We start from the raw sequence: 18,162 nt of genomic DNA, 5'->3' as shown, positions 1-18,162 counted from the left end.
TCGTCGAGGTCGACGGTGACCGAGGGCACGGTCACGAGGGAGATCAGGATGCGCATGATCCACTCCGCCGCCTGCCGCACGTCGAGGTCGGCGCGCACCTCGCCGTCGTGCTGCGCCGCCTCGAGGAACGGGATCCAGAAGTCGATCCAGCGGGCGAACATCGCCGGGGTCGAGGCCAGCCGGAGCGTGGCCAGCGCGGGCTCACCCGGGTGCTCGTGGAGTCCGAGGCGGCGCTCGTCGTCGGCGAGGCGACGAACGAAGACGGCCGCCTCGGCCACCTTGCCGGCCAGCGTGGCGCGCCGACGCACGGCGGGCTCCGCCTCGGCGACGTGGACCTCGGCCACCCGCTCGAGCACGGCCTGCACGAGGGCGTCCCGGTCCGGGAAGTAGCGGTAGACCGATCCCCGCGAGACCCCAGCTTGGAGCGCGACGTCGTTCATGGAAACCCGGCGCAGGCCCCAGCGCCGCACGCAGTCCTCGGCGGCGCGCAGGATGCGCTCCGGGGTCGCCGCGGTGGGCTCGGTGGGGACGGCTGTGTACAACTGAACAAGAACTATACAGTTGTGCAGGCGGGACGCGAAGGCGTGGAGGAGGGGGAGGACCCGACGGCGGTGGGGGACGGACGGCTGGCTTGGCGGGTCGCGATCGTCACCGGCGCGGCGTCGGGCCTGGGCGCCGCGTGCGCCCGGCGGTTCGCCGACGAGGGCGCCACCGTGGCCGGCTTCGACCTCGTCGCCGGCGCCCGCCCGGTCCACCTCCTCGACGCGACGGAGTGGGACTGCGGGTGAACCTGACCGGCACCTACCTGGTCTGGGTAGTGGGTCAGTTTCGACCCTGCGCAGCGCTGAGCTGCTGGGCCCTACCGGCCCGGAGGATGTTGCGCGCGGCGTTGGTGTCGGCGTGGGCGTGATGACCGCACGCCTGGCACTCGAAGACGGCGCCGCGCCGGTTCCCGGCCGAGACGTGCCCGCAGTAGGCGCAGGTTCGGCTGGTGTTGTGGGGGTCGACTGCGATGACGGTCCGACCGGCGCTTTCAGCCTTGTAGGTGATCATCGCAACCAGGCGTCCCCACCCGGCGTCATGGATGGACCGGTTCAGAACAGTCTTGGCGGCGGCCCCGTTCGGCTGGTAGCCGCTGGACGGGTCCGGCCTGGGCTTGGGCCGACGGACCAGGTTCGAGACAACCAGGGCCTCGTGGGCGATCAGGTCGTGGTCGTCGACGAGCCGGCGCGAAAGCTTGTGGAGCGTGTCGGTTCGGCAGTTACGGATGTGTCGGTGTAGGTCCGCGACGTGTTCGGCGGCCCGCCGCCGATGCTTCGAGCCTCGCTGCTTGCTGGCCAGGGCTCGTTGGGCTGAAGCGAGTCGGGCCGCGGCGCGCGCTGCGGGTCGGTCTTTGGTGAGCAGGTCTCCGTCGCTGGTGGCGACCAGCACGGTGACGCCCAGGTCGATGCCAACCTGGCGGCCCGTCGCCGGGAGCGGCTCGGCGGGGACGTCCACGCAGCGGATGGTGATCCACCAGCGTCGACCTTCCCGCCGCACCGTGATCGCCTTCGCCGTGCCCCGGATTGGACGGTGCAGCCGCAGCTTGAGCGCGCCGACGCCCAACAGGTGGATCCGTCGGGCGGCCTCGTCGATCCGCCATCCCGTTCGGTCCTCCCACTGCAGCGAGTCCCAGCGCGAGACGGGCCGGAACCGCGGGAACCCCGGCCGCTGCCCGGCGCGGCAGCGCCTGTAGAACGCGGCGAAGGCCCGGTCCAGACGCCGCAGCGTCCCCCGACACACCGTCACCCCCGCGGCCAGCACCTCGGGGCGCACCCCCCGCAACCCAGTCAGCGTCCGACACTGCTCGAAGTACGACACCGACCGGTGCTCCCAGCGCCACGCCCCTCGACGCTCCTCGAGGGCAGCGTTGTACAACTCACACTGCAGGCCCAGCAGCCCGACCAGGGCCGCCTCCTGGTGGGCCGTTGGGCTCAGCTTGAACCGGAACGACCGGCACCGGCCCGCAGCCACAACCACAAGGACCAAACACGACACCCGACGTGACTCACTACGGAAAATGGCGGCCCTGCCGCCCGCTCTGTAACGTGTTCTTGTTTCGGCCGCGGTGCTGGAGGTGCGTCGCGTGTACATCGGCCTCACCGAAGACCAGGAGCGTCTCCGCCAGGAGGTGCGCGCCTACTACGACCGGCTCCTGACCCCCGAGGTCCGCGCCGAGCTGACCGGCTCCGGCGGGGTGGGCGACGCCAACCGGCGGGTCGTGCGCCAGATGGGCGAGGACGGCTGGCTCGGGGTGGGCTGGCCGAAGGAGTGGGGCGGGCGGGGCTTCACGCCGGTGGAGCAGTTCATCTGGTTCGACGAGGCGATGCGCGCCGGCGCGCCGGTCCCGATGCTCACGATCAACACCGTGGGTCCGACCATCCGGCGGTTCGGGTCGGACGAGCAGAAGGCATTCTTCCTGCCGAAGATCCTCAAGGGCGAGATCCACTTCTGCATCGGCTACTCGGAGCCCGGCGCCGGCACCGACCTCGCCGCCCTCAGCACGAAGGCCGAGCGCGACGGCGACGAGTACGTCATCAACGGCCAGAAGATGTGGACCAGCCTGGCGAGCGGCGCCGACTTCGTCTGGCTCGCGGTCCGCACCAACCCGAACGTCAAGAAGCACAAGGGCATCTCGCTCTTCGTCGTCCCGATGGACACCCCCGGCATCAAGGTCGTGCCGATCCACGTGATGGGCGAGTCGGACATCGCCCAGGTCTTCTACGAGGACGTGCGCGTGCCCGCCACGGCCCGAGTGGGTGAGGAGAACGAGGGCTGGAGGATGATCACGAACCAGCTGAACCACGAGCGGGTGACCCTCTGCTCGTCGGGGATGGTGGAGCGCGCTCTGGCCGACGTCCGGCGGTGGGCGCAGGAGACCCGCCTGCCCGACGGGCGGCGCGTCGTCGATCAGGAGTGGGTGCAGCTGAGCCTGGCCCGGGTCCACGCCCGGCTCGAGTTCCTGCGCCTCATCAACTGGAAGATCGCCTGGGCGTCCACGAAGGGGGACGTGCAGCCCGCCGACGCGTCGGCGACGAAGGTCTTCGGGACCGAGTTCTACATCGAGGCCTTCCGGCTGCTCATGGAGATCCTCGGCCCGCGGTCCTACCTGAAGGACGACGCGCCGGGCGCGGTGCTCCAGGCTCGGCTCGAGCACTCGTACCGCGGGCTCATCATCTTGACCTTCGGCGGCGGGACGAACGAGATCCAGCGCGACCTCATCGCGGTGTTCGGCCTCGGCATGCCGCTCGCCCCCCGCTAGCAGGAGCCGGCATGGACTTCGGGTTCAACGAGGAGCAGCAAGACCTCCAGGGCCTCGCCCGCCAGATCCTCGACGCCGAGGTGACCCCCGAGCGTCTGAAGGAGATCGAGGCGGGCGAGGACAACGTCGACCGCGAGCTCTGGGCCAAGCTCGCCGACGCCGGCCTCCTCGGGATCGCCCTGCCCGAGGCGCACGGCGGCGGGGGCTACGGCTTCCTCGAAGCGGCGATCGTGCTGGAGCAGATCGGTCGGACCGTGGCTCCGGTCCCGTACCTGTCGACGGTCGTGCTCGGCGCGCTCCCCGTCGCCCGCTTCGGGAGCGAGGCCCTCCAGGCCGACCTCCTGCCCGGCGTCGCCGCCGGCGACCGGCTGCTCACCGCCGCCCTCGTCGAGGACGGCGCCGACCCCCGACAGCCCCTCACGACGGCGCGGCGGGACGGCGACGACTGGATCCTCGAGGGCGAGAAGACCTGCGTGCCCGACGGCATGCTCGCAGACCGGGTGCTCGTGCCTGCCGCCGACGACGGGCGGGTCATCCTCGCCGTCGTCGATCCCGACGCCCGCGGGGTCAGCCGCCAGCGGCAGCCGACGACGAGCGGCCACGCCGAGGCGCTGCTCCGACTCGACGGCGCCCGCGTCACCGACGCCGACCTCGTCGGTGGCCCCGACGCGGGAGCGGCGGCGCTCGACTGGACCCTCGAGCGGGCGACGGCCGCGCTCTGCGCCGTCGCCATCGGCGTCTGCGAAGAGGCGGTGCGGATGACCGCCGAGTACACGAAGACCCGGGAGCAGTTCGATCGGCCCATCGCCACCTTCCAGGCGGTCGGGCAGCGGGCCGCCGACGCCTACATCGACACCGAGGCCATCCGGCTCACGGCCTGGCAGGCCATCTGGCGGCTCGCCGAGGAGCTACCGGCGGCGGCCGAGGTCGCAGTGGCGAAGTTCTGGGCCGCCGAGGGCGGCCAGCGCGTCGTCCACGCCGCCCAGCACCTCCACGGCGGCATGGGGGTGGACCGCGACTACCCGCTCTTCCGCTACTTCCTGCTCGCCAAGCAGCTCGAGCTCACCCTCGGCGGGACGACGCCCCAGCTGCTCGCGCTGGGCCGGATCCTGGCCGCCGAGCCGGTCGCGTAGGCGCCTGACCAGCGAGCCCACCGAGCGCGCCGTCACCCACGACGGCCTGACGGTCGCCGCCCTCGACTGGGGCGGTACCGGCGAGCCGCTCCTGCTGCTGCACCCGAACGGCTTCTGCGCCGGCCTCTTCGACCCGCTGGCGCGGCGGCTCACCGACCGGTTCCGGCCGGTGGCCGTCGACCTGCGCGCCCACGGCGACACCGACGTCCCCCCGGACCCGTCCCGCGACTACGCCTTCGCCCGCATGGCCGGCGACGTGCTCGCCGTCCTCGACGAGCTCGGGATCACGCGCTGGGCCGCCCTCGGCGCGTCGCTCGGCGGCGGCGTCTGTTCCCTGCTCGACGCGGCCCGGCCCGGCGCCACCCGGGCCGCCATGCTCTGCGAGGCGATCGCCTTCGACCTGCCCCCACGACCGACGCGACCGAACCCGGGCGGTGGCGACCGCCCGATCGACATGGCCGCCATCGCCCGGCGCCGCCGCGCCGTGTGGCCGGACCGGGCGGCGGCGCTCGCGTCCTACGCCGCCCGCCCCCCGCTCGACGCGCTCGCACCCGAGGCGCTGGCGGCCTACGTCCGGTGGGGCTTCCACGACCGGGCGGACGGCCAGGTCGAGCTCGCCTGCCCGCCCGAGGCCGAAGCCGCGATCTTCGAGCTGTCGTCGAACGAGCAGGGCGCGCCGGCGGCCTGGCGACACCTCGACGCGCTGACCGCGTCGGGGGTCGTCCTCGCGGGCACACGGTCGGAGCTGCCGTTCGAGTGGTTCGAGGCCCAGGCCGAGCGCGCTCGCGTCCCGCTCATCGCCGTCGACGGCGGGCACTTCTTCCTGCAGGAAGACACCGATCGCGCCGAGCGCCTCGTGCGCGCCCATCTGGGGTGAGCGACCCGACCGCCGGTCGCCACCCTGGGGGCCAACGAGCGCCGTGGTGGCGCTGCGAAGATGACCGCGTGGACGATCTCTCCGCGATCGAGCGGGTCGTGGCTCGCGACGAGATCCGACAGCTCGTGTCGGGCTACGCGGTGGCGCTCGACGCTCGGGACCTCGACGGGCTCGTCGCCCTCTTCGTCCCCGACGTCCGCGTCGGCCGGGACCGGCGCGGACGGGCGGCGCTCCGCGCCTTCTTCGACGAGGCGCTCGACGAGACCCTGATCTCGATCCTCAACGTCGGGACGCACGTCATCGACTTCGAGGACCGGGACCACGCCCGCGGTGTCGTCTACTGCCGGGCCGAGCTCCAGCTCGGCGACCGCTGGGTCGTGCAGATGATCCAGTACCGCGACGAGTACGAGCGTCGCGACGGAGCGTGGTCGTTCGTCCGGCGCGAGCACCTCCTCTGGTACGGCCGGGACGTCGGCACGTCCCCGGTGGGGCTCCCGCCGGCGAACTGGCCCGAGCGCCAGACCGGATGGGGCGAGCTGCCGGAGGCGTGGGCGCGCTGGCGGCGGCCGCCGGGCCGGGGCGCCTGACCGGCCCCGCGGGCGGGGGGCGGCGCCGCGACACCGTCGGGGTCCGGGCGCGCGCCGCCCGCGGCCGAGTCGCCGCGTTGCGCGCGCGAGCTGGGGACGGGTCGCGCGTGGCGCGCACGACTGGGGGCAGATCGCGCTGTGCGCGCGACCGACGGGCCTGGTCGCGGCGCTGCGCGCGAGGCAGGTGACGATCGCGCGAAATCGGCCGGCGCGGGGTCCGTCCACTGACAGTTCCGGCCGCCGCCACCTTTATCCTGCGAGCGAAGTCGACGAACCGGCAGGGCGCGGCATGTTCGACCCGAAGCGCGACGAAGGTCCGATCCGATGGCCGGCGGGTCCGGCCGCGGCGACGCCCGACGGCGCGACGACGGCGCGCCCCGACCGACTCGACCCGCTCGTCATCCTCGTCGCGGTCGTGCTGGCGATCGCGGTCCCGGCCGCCGCCTTCCTGGTCGTGCGAGGGCCGGGCGACCTCCAGGTGCGCAACGCCGGCTCCACCGCCGCCGCGGGCGGGCAGCCGTCGATCCGATCCCGCCTGCTGACGAGCTCCGCCGTGACCTCGGTGGCGAACTCGCTGCGGTCGTCGGCGGCCAGGGTCACCGGTGGATCGGACACGGTCGCGGGCGTGCTGGCGCGCCGCCTCCGCACCGGCGCCGCCGCGCTCGGTGTCCTGACCTCGGCGGTCGGCGGTGGAGCTCGCGGCGCGCCGCCGGTCGGTGTCGGCCCCGGCTCGCCGCCGATCGGACCCGCGCCCGGTCCGGCGCCGAGCGGCCCCGTGCACCTGCCACCGCCGCCGGCTCCCGCGCCGAGCGTGCCGCCGCCCGGTCCGGCGCCGACCCCGCTGCCCGCTCCTGCGCCGACCCCGCCCCCGCCGGCTCCCGGCCCGCCGAGCCCCCCGCTGCTCCCGCTGCCCGTCCCCCTCCCGCCGATCACGCTGCCGAAGCTCTGAGGTCGGGCCGTCGCGGCGGCGGCCCGACGGAATTCGGAAGCCTCGGGGTCGAGCCGGGAGTGCTGAGGAAGGTGCCCCCGGCGCCTAGCCGACCCAGCCAGCCTCACCCGGGAGGCGCCAGGGGCGTGTGCGGGCGACCGGCAGCGTCGGGCACCTGCGAACCCTCTAACGACCGGGCTGCCCGGCGATGTCAGCCCCGCCCGGTGCCGACGGCGCGGCCCTCGTCGCGGGCGCCGAGGCCGACCGGCAGCACCGGCTCCGGCGGCCCGTGAACCCGCAGGACCGCCAATGGCGTCGGTGTCGGGGCGCGGTCAGGCCACGATCTCGTCGGCCCGCAGGGCGGCGATGGCGTCGGCGTCGCGTCCGAGCTCGGCGAGCACCTCGTCGGTGTGCTGTCCCAGCGTCGGCGGCATCGCTCGCGGCGCGGCCGGGGTGCCGACGAAGTCGACCGGGGTGTTGATCATCGTCGCCGTGCCGTCGGCGTCCGGGACCTCGACGAAGCCGCCGCCGGCCCACGCCTGCGAGTCGCCGAGCAGCTCCTCGGGCGTCTGCACCGGCGCCCACCACATGTTCTCGCGGTCGAGGCGTTCGCCCCACTCGTCACGGGTGCGCGTCGCGAACACGGTGTCGAGCGCCGGGATCAGCTCGCGCACGTTCGACCGCCGCGCCCTCGCGGTCGCGAAGCGCTCGTCGTCGATCCACTCGGGGCGTCCCACCGCCCGGCACAAGTCGGGCCAGTGGCGGTCACCCTCGAGACCGATCAGCCAGAACCACCGGCCGTCCCGGTCCCGGTAGCAGTTGATGGCCGGGTTCGTCATCGTGTCGCGCGTCGGGGTGCCGATCGACTGCCCGAACCGCAGCGCGGTGTTGAGGTCGAAGCCGATCGTGTACATGCCGTGGCGGAGCAGGGACGTGGCCACGACCTGGCCCTCGCCGGTCCGCGCCCGCGCGACGAGCGCGGCGCAGATCCCGGCGGCCAAGGTCATCCCGGCGCCGTGGTCGCCCATCCCGCCCCGCTGGAACGGGGGCTCGCCCCCCGGCTTCGTGAGGAGCCCGACGAGCCCGCTCCGAGCCCAGAAGGCGCCGATGTCGTACGCGGCCCGGTCGCGCTCGGGACCGGCGAGCCCGTAGCCCGTGATCACCGCGTACACGAGCCGCGGCGCGAGGGCGTGCACGGTCGGCGCGTCGAGGCCGAGGCGCTCGAGCGCGTCGAGCCGGATGTTCGTGAGGAAGACGTCGGCGCGCCCGAGCAGCTCGAGGGCCAGCGCCCGGCCGCCCGGCGCCGCGAGGTCGACCACGATGCTGCGCTTCGAGCGGTTGTCGAGCTCGAAGGGGGGGTTGAACGGGACGTCGCCGCCGAGCATGGCCTGGAACTGCCGGGCCGGGTCGCCGGCCGGGGGCTCGATCTTCACCACGTCGGCGCCCCAGTCGGCGAGGATGCCCCCGGCCGCGGGCCCGGCCACCCACACGCCGAGCTCGACGACGCGCACACCCGCGAGCGGGCCGCTCACGGCGCCTCGTCTCCGCCCACCGCGATCTCGACGACCCCGTCGACGACCCGCACCGGGTACGTGGCGAGGGCCCGCACCGCCGGGGGGGCGACCACCGACCCGTCGCGGACGTCGAACCGCGCGCCGTGCCGCGGGCACTCGATGGTGCTGCCGCGGAGGCGACCGTCGCCGAGCGGGCCGCGGTCGTGCGTGCACACGTCGGCGACGGCGTAGAGGGAGCCGTCGACGTTGCAAAGCAGCACGTGCTGGTCCTCGACCGCCACGGCCCGGGCCCGGCCCGGCCGCACGTCGTCCGTGCCGCCGACGCGGACGTACCGGCTCACGAGGCGACGTAGTCCTCGAGCACCCGATGGAAGTGGCGGAGCCGCCGCTCCTGGTGCGCGAGGTACAGGCCGGCGTACCCGGACGAGCGCATGCCGGCCTGGACCGGTGGAGCGGCGGCGGCGTCCTGCTGCAGGGCGAGGTGGAGCTTCCGCTCGGTGCCGTCGCCGAACCGGCAGACGACGGTCTCCGGCCGGGGCGGTGGGTCCACGCCCGGGGGAAGCCGGACGTAGGTCTGGAAGTCCCACCACATCTGCTCGGGGTCCGTGGCGTGCGGGCGGTGGCGGAAGAACCAGAAGTGGTCAGCGGAGATGTTCAGCGTGATGTTCGGGAAGATGAAGTAGTGGAAGTCGTCGGTGAGCTGCTCGTCGGCCAGCCCGTCGTAGGCGAGGCCGTTCCGCGCCCCGTACTCCCGCCGGGCTCGGAACAGCGCCGGCCGCACCGCCTCGGCGCGGCCCTCGAAGTCGGTGGGGTCGAGGCCGGCACCCTCCATGATCACCCGCATCATCTGGGTGATCTGGTGCCGGTCGGCGTAGCCCTCTCGGCGCGCCCGCTCGTCGGTCCAGCGCGGGCTCGGGTAGCCGACGCGGAAGATGAAGCGGCTGTGCTTGCCCAGGATGTCGACCGGACAGTCGACGTCGTCGGTGAACGACAGCAGCTCGGGGTGGATCCCCTGCACGTGGTACACCTCGTTGAAGGCGTCGACGCCGACCTTCCAGTTGCAGGCCCACAGCATCGAGATGTCCTCGACCAGGTGGTACTGGGCGGCGAAGTCGTAGGGCGCGAGGTGCTCGGCGAGCGGGCCGAGGTACTCGCGCAGCGGCTCCGCGCCGCGGTCGAAGTTCACGAACACCCAGCCGTTCCACGTCTCGCACCGCACCTCGGGGAGGGCGACGCAGCCGGTGGGGTCGCCCTGCGGGAAGTCGTCGGCGTCGGGGGCCCACGAGAGGCGGCCGTCGTTCTCGTAGGTCCACAGGTGGTAGGGGCACTGGAACGTCTCGGCGTGCCCCGAGCCGCGCTCGCGCAGCCGCCGCCCCCGGTGCTGGCACACGTTGTGGAAGGCGCGCAGCCGGCCGTCGTCGCCGCGGACGACGAGCACCGACTCGACCCCGAGGTCGAACACGAGGTAGTCGCCGGGCTCGGCGACGTCCTGGGTCGGGCCGACCAGGTTCCACACCCGGGGCCAGAGCCGGTCGCGCTCGAGCTGCGCGTACGCGACCGACAGGTACCGGTCCTTCGGGATCAGCGCGAGCCCGAGGTCGGGCTCGGGGAGCTTGTCCACCGGCGTGCGCGCGGTCATGCGGATCCTCCTCGGGCGGGGGCCGGCGCCAGCGCGAGGTGCGGGCCGAGCAGCCGGCGGGCGTTGCCGCCAAGGATCGCGCGCTTGGTCGGCTCGTCGAGGTCCCGGCGGTCGCGCACCGCGTCGACCGAGCCGGGGAACTCAGCGTCCCAGTGCGGGTAGTCGGAGGCGTACACGACCGCTCCGGGGCCGAGCCGCTCCGCCGCGTACCTGATCCCGTGCTCCTCGGGCTCGCAGGAGATGACGACGCGGCCCTCGCGGACGAACGCGCTCGGCGGTCGCCGCAGGCCGGGCATCTCGCCGGCGCGCTTCTCGTAGTGCTCGTCGAGCCGCTCGAGGAAGGCGGGGAACCAGCCGCAGCCCGCCTCGAGCAGCGCGACCCGCAGGCGGCTGAAGCGCTCGAGCACGCCGCCGCAGAGCAGCGTCGTGGCCCCGAGCATGACGTCCATCGGGAAGGCGCAGGCGTGCGCGAGCGCGTACTGGTCGACGAACCGGTCCACGGCCAGGCCGGTGCCGCCGGCGTGCAGACCCAGCGCGACGTCGAGGCGCTCGGCGGCCTCGTAGAGCGGGAACAGGTCGGGGTCGTCGAGGTTGCGGCCCACCACCGAGCCGTGGACGGTGAGGGTGACCGCGCCGAGCTCCGAGACGGCGCGCTCGGCCTCGACGACGGCGGCGTCGACCGAGGCCAGCGGCAACGCCGCCGCGGCGCGGAGCCGGCTCGGGTCGACGGCGCAGTAGCCGGCCAGCCAGTCGTTGAAGGCGCGGCAGCACGCCACCTGGAGGTCGAGGTCGCGGATCGACCAGAGCCCAAGGGCGAGCGTCCCGTACAGGACGGCGACGTCGATGCCCTCGGTGTCCATGTCGACGAGCCGCGCGCGCGGGTCGACGCCGCCCGGCCGGTGGAGCGACGCCTCGCGGAACCCCTCGGGTGCCCACGCGCCTCGGCCCGTGCCGACCGGCATGAGCCGGTCCTCGACCAGGTAGCGGGTCGTGCCCCGGTCGTCGCGGACGATCCGTGGTCGTCGGTCGAGGAACGCCGGTTCGAGGTGGTCCTCCCACACCTGGTCCGGCTCCCAGACGTGCCCGTCGACATCGATGACGCGGTCGTCGTCGAGCGCTGCGCCCACCGGCTGCCCCCTCGTGCGGCCCGCAGTGTACGGCGCCGTACCATCTCGCCTCATTGACGGGTCCCGCTCGGGCGACATCCTCGTCGTGTGCACGGGGAACATCGCTCGCTCGGCCATGGCCGAGGCGATGCTGCGAGCGCGGCTCGCCGGCCGGAGCCTGGACGCCCGCGTGCACTCGGCCGGGTTCGTGGCGTGGCCGGGCCCGTCGCCGCCGGCGCTCGTCGCGGTGATGCGGGAGTACGGCTTGGACCTCTCGGGCCACGCCAGCCGCTCGGTGACGGGCGCGCTCGTCGCCGGCGCCGACCTCGTGCTGGGCATGACCCGGGAGCACGTATGGGGCGTCCTCGCGCACGACCCGGACGCGGGCGCCCGCACGTTCCTGATCGTCGAGGCGGCCCGGCTCGGGACCGCGGTCGGGCCGCGCCGACCCGACGAGGGCCTGCGGGCGTGGGCGGCGCGGGTCGCCGACGGCCGGCCGGCCGGGCGACCGCTGGGCCGGCCCGACGACGAGATCGCCGACCCGATCGGTGAGCCCCTCGACGTCGTCCGGGCGACGGCGGCGCGCCTCGACGCGGCCGCCGGGACGATCGCGGCGCTGGTGGCGCCAGGCCTATGACCAGCGGTCGCCGGTGCCGAGGTCGCTCGGCGGCGCGCCGGCGGGGCGCTCGAAGCCGGGGTTGGGCAGCCGCGTGATCCCGCGCTCGGCGAGGAGCTTCGCGTAGCCCTCCTTGTCGGCGGGGACCGGCGTGACGTCGTCGCCCCAGATCTCGAACAGCAGGCACCCGGACGGCCCCGCGGTGAGCGGTCCGAACACGGCGCCGCGCTCGAGGATGATCAGCGTCCCGGCCGGGCAGGGGCGTCCGCCGACGTCCAGGTCGCCCGCCAGCACGTAGAGGACGTTGTCGCTGGCGTGGCCGTGGCGCTCGATCACCAGGCCGGGGTCGTACCGGCCGAGCGCCACCATGCGCTGGGGCGTCCACTCGAGGAACTTCTCGTGGACCGAGACTCGCCGGTCGCCGTGCTGCTGGGCGATGACCTCGGTCCACGGGACGTCGTCGAGGTGCGCGAAGGCCAGGCGAGGCCCGTCCGGCGTCTCTCGGTGCTCGTCCACGGGCTGATCGTACGCCGGGCACCTGGAACGTGTTCTCGTCCCGTGCGAGCATGGCCGCCGTGGAGATCGACGGCAGGGTGGCGGTCGTCACCGGGGCGGGGTCCGGGATCGGGCGGGCCACCGCCGTGGCGCTGGCCCGCGCCGGCGCCACCGTGGTCGTCGCCGACGTCGACGAGGCCGGCGGCAGCGAGACCACGGGGCGGGTCCACGACGCCGGCGGCCGCGCCTCCTTCGTCCGCACCGACGTCACCGAGCCCCGCGCCCTCGAGGCGCTGTTCGCGACCGCCGAGGCCGAGCACGGTGGCGTCGACATCGTCCACAACAACGCCGGCCTCGTCTGCGGCGAGCCGACCTGGCCCGACATCACCCCCGAGACGCTGCTGCGGGTGATGGCGGTCAACCTCGGGGGTGTCGTCGTCGGGACCCGCCTGGCGGTGCCGGCGCTCCGGCGTCGCGGCGGCGGCGCGATCGTGAACACGGCCTCGATGGCGGCGCGGTTCCCGCTCACCGCCGACCCGATCTACTCGGCCACGAAGGCCGGCGTGACGATGTTCACGCGCGCGTGCGCCCCGCTCGCCGAGGAGCGCATCCGGGTGAACGCGGTGCTGCCCGGTCTCGTCGACACCCCGCTGCTGCCGAAGTCGGGCGACGGGGAGCGCTGGGCCGACTGGGCGTACGCGGCCGAGACCGTGCTGGGCCTCCTGTCGCCCGACGACGTGGCCGAGGCCGTGCTCGACCTGGTGCGGGACGACACCGCGGTCGCCGAGGAGCGCGTGGTCGGGACGCTGCCGGTCGCCGCCGAGCCGGGGCGCTGACGTGGCCGTCGACGGCGAGACGCTCACGCCGAACCAGGCGGCGCGGCGGGACCGGGTGCTCGACGCCGCGCTCGACCTCGCGGCCGAGGGCGGGTACGACGCGGTGCAGATGCGCGACGTGGCCACCCGGGCCCAGGTGGCCCTCGGCACCATCTACCGCTACTTCACCTCGAAGGACCACCTGCTGGCGGCGTGCCAGCTCGAGCTGTGGCGGGCGATGGCGGAGCGCTTCGAGCGCCGCCCGCCCGTCGGCGGCACCCCGGCCGAGCGGGTCGTGGACCTTCTCCACCGCGCCATGCGCGCCGCCGAGCTCGAGCCCCGCCGCACCGCCGCCCTCGTCACCGCCACCGCCTCGCCCGACCCCGCGGTCCGCGACTGCCAGGTCGAGATCATGGCGACGATGGACGCCGTGCTCGCGGCGGCCATGGGCGGGCTCGACGCCGGGCTGAAGCCGCCGGTCGCCCGGACCCTCCGGATGGTGTGGTTCGGGTGGCTCGTCGGGTGGGTGAACGGCTGGCACGACACCGAGACGGTCAACGCCGAGCTCGAGTCCGCCACCCGGCTGCTGCTGGAGCGGCGCTGACGGCGCCACTTGTGACCCAGAAATGGAATGTGTTCTACTCCGGCGGTGCCCGAGCCGCCCCGGACGACGCACACGATCGAGTTCCCCTACACCCGGACCCTCGGGCCGGTGGTCGGCCCGTTCCTGACCGGGCTGCGGGACCGCCGCATCCTCGGCGCCCGGACCCGCGACGGCCGGGTGCTGGTGCCGCCGCTCGAGTGGGACCCCGCCACCGGGGAGGGCCTCGAGCCGGACCTGGTCGAGGTCGGCCCGGCGGGGACGGTCGAGACCTGGGCCTGGGTGACCCGGCCGGGCCGGAAGCACCCGCTCGACCACCCGTTCGCGTTCGCGCTGGTCCGACTCGACGGGGCTCACACCGGGCTGCTCCACGTCGTCGACGCCGGCTCGATGGAGCGGATGCGAACCGGCATGCGGGTGGTCGCGCGCTGGAAGGATGAGCGGATCGGCCACATCACCGACCTCGCCTTCGTCCCCGAGGAGACCTCGTGAGCCCCGCGGACGCCGCCGCGGCCGAGGACGGCCCGGTGACGATGATGGACTACTTCATGGAGCTCGACTACCACGAGCTCCTGTGCCCGGTGGTCCGCCGCTACGCCAGCCAGCTGCTCGAGGGCCGGCTCGTCGGCCACAAGTGCCCCCGCTGCGGCCTCGTCTACGTGCCGCCCCGCGGCTACTGCCCGATCTGCGTCGTGGAGACCACCGACGCCGACGAGGTCGTGGTCGCCGACCGGGGCACGGTGACGAACTACACCGTCGTCACGCCGGTCCAGTACTACGGGCAGGAGGAGACGGAGCCGTTCGTGCGGGCCTCGATCCTCCTCGACGGCGAGGGCGGGATGATGAACCTCCAGGACGTCGTCGACGCGCCGGTCGAGGACGTCCACGTCGGGATGCGCGTCGAGGCGGTCTGGAAGCCGGAGGGGGAGCGCAGCGTCGACGCCATCTCGAACCGGAGCTGGGGCAGCGCCGAGGGCTGCATCGTCGGATGGCGGCCGACCGGCGAGCCCGACCTGCCGGCGGAGCAGTTCCTGGGCAAGGTGTTCTGAGTGCACGACATCGCCATCGTCGGGTACGCGCAGTCGCCGAGCTGGCGGCAGGCCGAGCTGACCGAGCCGCAGTTCCTGTTCCCGGTGATCAGCGAGGCGATCGACCGGGCGGGCGTGAACCGCCGCGACATCGGCTTCACCTGCGCCGGCAGCTGCGACTACCTGTCGGGCCAGACCTTCGCCTTCGTCTCGAACCTCGAGGCGGTCGGCGCTTGGCCGCCGATCTCGGAGTCGCACGTCGAGATGGACGGCGCCTGGGCCCTCTACGAGGCCTGGGTGCGACTCCAGCACGGCGACATCGACCTGGCGCTCGCGTTCGGCTCGGGGAAGTCCTCCCCGGGGCGTCCGGACGAGATCTACCCGCTCCAGATGGACCCGTACACGATCACCCCGCTCGGCGCGGACCCGGTCTCGCTCGCCGCGCTCCAGGCGAGGGCCATGCTCGACAAGGGGACGACCACCGAGCGGGAGATGGCCGAGATCGCGGCACGCAGCCGCACGAACGCGGCCGACAACCCGTACGCGCAGATCCGCACCAGCCCCGACCCCGAGGCGCTCCTCGCCGAGCCGTACCTCACCGCCCCGCTGCGCCGGCACGACCTGCCGCCGATCTCCGACGGCGCCTGCGCGGTCGTGCTCGCCACCGCGAACACGGCCCGGGAGGTGTGCGAGCGCCCGGTGTGGATCCGGGGCATCGACCACCGGGTCGAGCCCCACCAGCCGGGCATGCGCGACCTCACCGAGTCGATCTCGACCCGCCAGGCCGCCAAGCACGCCGGCGTCGACGACGCGCCGATCGACGTCGCCGAGCTCTGCGCCACGTTCACCCACCAGGAGCGGCTGCTGCGCGAGGCCCTCGGCCTCGACGAGCGCGTGCGCGTGAACCCGTCCGGCGGCCCGCTCGCCGCCAACCCGGTGATGGCGGTCGGGCTGGCGCGCGTCGCCGAGGCCGCCCGGGCCGTCGCCGAGGACGGCGCCGCGCGCGCGGTCGCGCACGCGACGTCGGGGCAGTGCCTCCAGCAGAACCTCGTCTGCGTGCTCGAGGGAGCGTGAGGGCATGAGCCGTCCGGCGGCCGTCGTCGGCATCGGGCAGACGAAGCACAAGAAGAAGCGCGACGACGTCTCGCTCCCCGGCCTGGTCCGCGAGGCCGCGCAGCGGGCGCTCGACGACGCCGACCTGGCGTGGACCGACATCGACGCCGTCGTGCTCGGCAAGGCGCCGGACCCCTTCGAGGGCGTGATGATGCCCGAGCTGAGCCTCGCCGACGCCCTCGGCGCCGCCGGCAAGCCGATCCTGCGCGTCCACACCGCCGGCAGCGTCGGGGGCTCGACGGCCCTCGTCGCCACCCACCTGGTCCAGACCGGCGTGCACGACCGGGTCCTGACCGTCGCCTACGAGAAGCAGGCCGAGGGCAACGCCCAGTGGGGCCTGGCCGGCGGCCGCAGCGGCGGCATGGGCGCGGGCGGGATCTTCGCCCCCTGGATGCGGTCGTACATCGCCCGCTCCGGCGCGCCCGAGCACATCGGCTGGATGGTCGCGGTGAAGGACCGGCGGAACGCAGCGAAGAACCCGTACGCGCACCTCCAGATGCCGGACCTCACGATCGAGGACGTGAAGGACTCCCCGATGCTGTGGGACCCCATCCACTGGCACGAGTCCTGCCCCTCCTCGGACGGCGCCTGCGCCCTCGTCCTCACCACCGAGGCCGGCAGCCGCCGGGCGCCGCACCCGCCGGCCTGGGTCCTCGGCACCGCCATGCGGAGCGAGCTCGGCACCTTCCCCGGGCGCGACCCGGTCCGGCCCCAAGCCGGCGTCGAGTGCGCCCAGCTCGTCTACGAGGCCGCCGGAATCACCGACCCGCGGCGCCAGATCGACGTCGCCGAGCTCTACGTCCCGTTCTCCTGGTACGAGCCCATGTGGCTCGAGGGCCACGACATCGCCGGCCCGGGCGAGGGCTGGCGGATGGTGGAGAGCGGCGAGACCCAGATCGACGGCGCCTTCCCGGTGAACCCGTCGGGCGGGGTGCTGTCGTCGAACCCGATCGGCGCCTCCGGCATGCTGCGCTTCGCCGAGGCGGCGCTGCAGGTCCGGGGCGGGGCCGGCGAACACCAGGTCCCCGACGCCACCGTCGGCCTCGGCCAGGCCTACGGCGGCGCCGCGCAGTACTTCGCCATGTGGGTCGTCGGGTCGTCCCTCGACGCCGTCGACGAGCGACGGTGACGGCGGTCGAGGCGGCGACCGAGACCGCCGAGCAGGCCGCCTTCCGGGCCGAGACGCGAGCCTGGCTCGACGCCAACGCCTCCCGCCGGCGCGACGACAACCGCGACCTCAAGCGTCGCCTGTCGGCGACGAGCCCCGAGGACGAGCGCGCCCACGTCGAGGCGGCGAAGGGGTGGCAGCGACGGATCTACGACGCCGGGTTCGCGGGGATCAGCGTGCCCCGCGAGTACGGCGGGCGGGGCGCCGGCGCCGCGCTCGACCGGGTCTGGCGCCAGGAGGTGGCCCGCTACGAGGTCGACATCGGCGTCTTCTCCGTCGCGCTCGGCATGGTCCTCCCGACGCTCCTCGCCTACGGCACCGAGGACCAGAAGCACCGGTTCATCCCCGCCATGCTTCGAGGCGAGCAGCTGTGGTGCCAGCTCTTCAGCGAGCCCGGCGCCGGCTCCGACCTCGCCGGGCTGACCACGCGCGCCGACCGCGACGGCGACGAGTGGGTGGTGAACGGTCAGAAGGTGTGGAACTCGTTCGCGCACATCGCCGACTGGGGCATCCTGCTCGCCCGCACGAACTGGGACGTGCCGAAGCACCGTGGCATCACCTACTTCCTCGTCGACATGCGCACCGCGGGCGTCGAGCCGCGGCCGCTCCGCCAGATCACCGGCGTCGCCCACTTCAACGAGACCTTCTTGACCGACGTCCGCATCCCGGACGACCAGGTGGTGGGGGAGGTGAACGCCGGCTGGGGCGTGGCGCAGACCACGCTCATGAACGAGCGCGCCCTCATCGGCGGGGCGTCGGCGCTGAGCTTCCGTGACTACGTCGAGCTGGCCCGCCACTACGGCCGCGACGCCGACGCCGAGGTGCGCCAGCAGCTCGCGGCGACGTACACCCGCTTCGCGCTCCTGCGCTGGCTCGGGCAGCGGGCCCAGGTGGCCGCCCGAGCCGGCCGGCCCCTCGGCCCGGAGAGCTCGGTCGCCAAGCTCTTGATCTCCGACCACGCGGCCCGGAACGGCGACCTGGCCCTCGCCATCGAGGGACCGGCCGGCATGCTGTCGGGCCGCGACGCGCACGAGGACGGTTTCTGGCAGCAGCAGTTCCTCGGGCAGTGGGGGATCCGCATCGGTGGCGGCACCGAGCAGGTGCAGCGCAACATCCTCGGCGAGCGTGTGCTCGGGCTCCCACCCGAGCCGCGACCCGACAAGACCGAGCCCTTCCGAAACGTCCCGAAGAACGCGTGAGCGGGAGCGGCGACCCCCCGCTGCGCGCGCTTGCCGGCTTGG

General features: G+C 74.1%; 20 protein-coding genes and 1 pseudogene. 14 read left to right on the top strand and 7 right to left on the bottom strand.

Annotated elements, in window-relative coordinates; genetic code table 11:
- A partial coding sequence (locus VG869_15905; GenBank protein ID HEV3452668.1) for a helix-turn-helix domain-containing protein occupies positions 1–542 on the bottom strand: 542 nt, incomplete at its 3' end.
- A 69-nt stretch (positions 543–611) separates the two neighbouring features.
- Here VG869_15905 and VG869_15900 point away from each other — a divergent pair.
- A pseudogene (locus VG869_15900) lies at positions 612–731 on the top strand (SDR family NAD(P)-dependent oxidoreductase).
- Positions 732–822: 91 nt separating this feature from the next.
- On the opposite strand, the gene VG869_15895 reads toward VG869_15900, so the two are convergent.
- Positions 823–2,013, bottom strand: coding sequence for a transposase (locus tag VG869_15895; GenBank protein HEV3452667.1), 1,191 nt, complete (start codon positions 2,011–2,013; stop codon positions 823–825).
- 112 nt (positions 2,014–2,125) lie between these two features.
- On the opposite strand from VG869_15895, the gene VG869_15890 reads away from it, so the two are divergent.
- The 5 genes from VG869_15890 (at position 2,126) to VG869_15870 (ending at position 6,847) form a co-directional block, all read left to right on the top strand.
- The gene (locus VG869_15890) at positions 2,126–3,301 is read left to right on the top strand and encodes an acyl-CoA dehydrogenase family protein (protein ID HEV3452666.1); all 1,176 of its coding nucleotides are present in this window, start codon (positions 2,126–2,128) and stop codon (positions 3,299–3,301) included.
- 11 nt (positions 3,302–3,312) lie between these two features.
- The gene (locus VG869_15885; protein HEV3452665.1) at positions 3,313–4,434 is read left to right on the top strand and encodes an acyl-CoA dehydrogenase family protein; all 1,122 of its coding nucleotides are present in this window, start codon (positions 3,313–3,315) and stop codon (positions 4,432–4,434) included.
- 4 nt (positions 4,435–4,438) lie between these two features.
- The gene (locus VG869_15880) at positions 4,439–5,311 is read left to right on the top strand and encodes an alpha/beta hydrolase (protein HEV3452664.1); all 873 of its coding nucleotides are present in this window, start codon (positions 4,439–4,441) and stop codon (positions 5,309–5,311) included.
- A gap of 68 nt (positions 5,312–5,379) precedes the next feature.
- The gene (locus VG869_15875; GenBank protein HEV3452663.1) at positions 5,380–5,898 is read left to right on the top strand and encodes a nuclear transport factor 2 family protein; all 519 of its coding nucleotides are present in this window, start codon (positions 5,380–5,382) and stop codon (positions 5,896–5,898) included.
- 289 nt (positions 5,899–6,187) lie between these two features.
- Positions 6,188–6,847, top strand: coding sequence for a hypothetical protein (locus tag VG869_15870; protein HEV3452662.1), 660 nt, complete (start codon positions 6,188–6,190; stop codon positions 6,845–6,847).
- A gap of 311 nt (positions 6,848–7,158) precedes the next feature.
- Here the strand turns inward: VG869_15870 and VG869_15865 are convergent, their stop codons facing one another.
- From VG869_15865 to VG869_15850, 4 genes are read right to left on the bottom strand one after another with little or no spacing between them, the layout of a single operon-like run.
- Positions 7,159–8,358: a CoA transferase gene (locus tag VG869_15865; protein HEV3452661.1), complete on the bottom strand. Its 1,200-nt coding sequence runs from the start codon at positions 8,356–8,358 to the stop codon at positions 7,159–7,161.
- Positions 8,355–8,681 (bottom strand): non-heme iron oxygenase ferredoxin subunit, encoded by a 327-nt coding sequence (locus VG869_15860; protein HEV3452660.1) that lies wholly within the window; start codon positions 8,679–8,681, stop codon positions 8,355–8,357. The genes VG869_15865 and VG869_15860 overlap by 4 nt, the downstream gene beginning before the upstream one ends.
- Complete coding sequence (locus VG869_15855; protein HEV3452659.1) at positions 8,678–9,979, bottom strand: aromatic ring-hydroxylating dioxygenase subunit alpha; 1,302 nt, start codon at positions 9,977–9,979, stop codon at positions 8,678–8,680. The genes VG869_15860 and VG869_15855 overlap by 4 nt, the downstream gene beginning before the upstream one ends.
- The gene (locus VG869_15850; GenBank protein ID HEV3452658.1) at positions 9,976–11,106 is read right to left on the bottom strand and encodes an amidohydrolase family protein; all 1,131 of its coding nucleotides are present in this window, start codon (positions 11,104–11,106) and stop codon (positions 9,976–9,978) included. Before VG869_15850 ends, VG869_15855 begins: the two co-directional genes overlap by 4 nt.
- Here VG869_15850 and VG869_15845 point away from each other — a divergent pair.
- A complete protein-coding gene (locus VG869_15845) occupies positions 11,075–11,722 on the top strand; it encodes a protein tyrosine phosphatase (GenBank protein ID HEV3452657.1) in 648 nt (215 codons plus the stop codon). The two genes, VG869_15850 and VG869_15845, sit on opposite strands and share 32 nt — an antisense overlap.
- Here VG869_15845 and VG869_15840 read toward each other — a convergent pair.
- Positions 11,717–12,217, bottom strand: coding sequence for a hypothetical protein (locus tag VG869_15840; protein ID HEV3452656.1), 501 nt, complete (start codon positions 12,215–12,217; stop codon positions 11,717–11,719). The genes VG869_15845 and VG869_15840 overlap by 6 nt on opposite strands.
- A 50-nt stretch (positions 12,218–12,267) precedes the next feature.
- Here VG869_15840 and VG869_15835 point away from each other — a divergent pair, with 50 nt between their 5' ends.
- The 7 genes from VG869_15835 to VG869_15805 are packed head-to-tail and all read left to right on the top strand — an operon-like array spanning position 12,268 to position 18,120.
- Entirely contained in the window at positions 12,268–13,032 is a 765-nt protein-coding gene (locus VG869_15835; GenBank protein HEV3452655.1) for an SDR family NAD(P)-dependent oxidoreductase, read from the top strand.
- Position 13,033: 1 nt separating this feature from the next.
- The gene (locus VG869_15830) at positions 13,034–13,615 is read left to right on the top strand and encodes a TetR family transcriptional regulator (protein ID HEV3452654.1); all 582 of its coding nucleotides are present in this window, start codon (positions 13,034–13,036) and stop codon (positions 13,613–13,615) included.
- 45 nt (positions 13,616–13,660) lie between these two features.
- Entirely contained in the window at positions 13,661–14,104 is a 444-nt protein-coding gene (locus tag VG869_15825; protein HEV3452653.1) for an OB-fold domain-containing protein, read from the top strand.
- Positions 14,101–14,661, top strand: coding sequence for a Zn-ribbon domain-containing OB-fold protein (locus VG869_15820; GenBank protein HEV3452652.1), 561 nt, complete (start codon positions 14,101–14,103; stop codon positions 14,659–14,661). The genes VG869_15825 and VG869_15820 overlap by 4 nt, the downstream gene beginning before the upstream one ends.
- Entirely contained in the window at positions 14,662–15,714 is a 1,053-nt protein-coding gene (locus tag VG869_15815; GenBank protein ID HEV3452651.1) for a thiolase domain-containing protein, read from the top strand. It begins immediately after the preceding gene.
- 4 nt (positions 15,715–15,718) lie between these two features.
- Positions 15,719–16,882, top strand: a complete 1,164-nt coding sequence (locus VG869_15810) for a thiolase domain-containing protein (protein ID HEV3452650.1) — start codon at positions 15,719–15,721, stop codon at positions 16,880–16,882.
- Positions 16,879–18,120 (top strand): acyl-CoA dehydrogenase family protein, encoded by a 1,242-nt coding sequence (locus VG869_15805; GenBank protein HEV3452649.1) that lies wholly within the window; start codon positions 16,879–16,881, stop codon positions 18,118–18,120. The genes VG869_15810 and VG869_15805 overlap by 4 nt, the downstream gene beginning before the upstream one ends.
- Positions 18,121–18,162: the final 42 nt, after the last annotated feature.

This window comes from Acidimicrobiia bacterium, assembly GCA_035948415.1.
In the GTDB taxonomy this organism is placed as follows: domain Bacteria; phylum Actinomycetota; class Acidimicrobiia; order IMCC26256; family PALSA-555; genus PALSA-555.
This window is presented reverse-complemented; position numbering and strand designations above follow the sequence as displayed.

Coding starts and splice junctions, on each gene's coding strand:
- VG869_15885 (HEV3452665.1), top strand. CDS start 3,313: ATGGACTTCGGGTTCAACGAGGAGCAGCAAGACCTCCAGGGCCTCGCC.
- VG869_15870 (HEV3452662.1), top strand. CDS start 6,188: ATGTTCGACCCGAAGCGCGACGAAGGTCCGATCCGATGGCCGGCGGGT.
- VG869_15855 (HEV3452659.1), bottom strand. CDS start 9,979: ATGACCGCGCGCACGCCGGTGGACAAGCTCCCCGAGCCCGACCTCGGG.
- VG869_15845 (HEV3452657.1), top strand. CDS start 11,075: ATGACGCGGTCGTCGTCGAGCGCTGCGCCCACCGGCTGCCCCCTCGTG.
- VG869_15835 (HEV3452655.1), top strand. CDS start 12,268: ATGGCCGCCGTGGAGATCGACGGCAGGGTGGCGGTCGTCACCGGGGCG.
- VG869_15810 (HEV3452650.1), top strand. CDS start 15,719: ATGAGCCGTCCGGCGGCCGTCGTCGGCATCGGGCAGACGAAGCACAAG.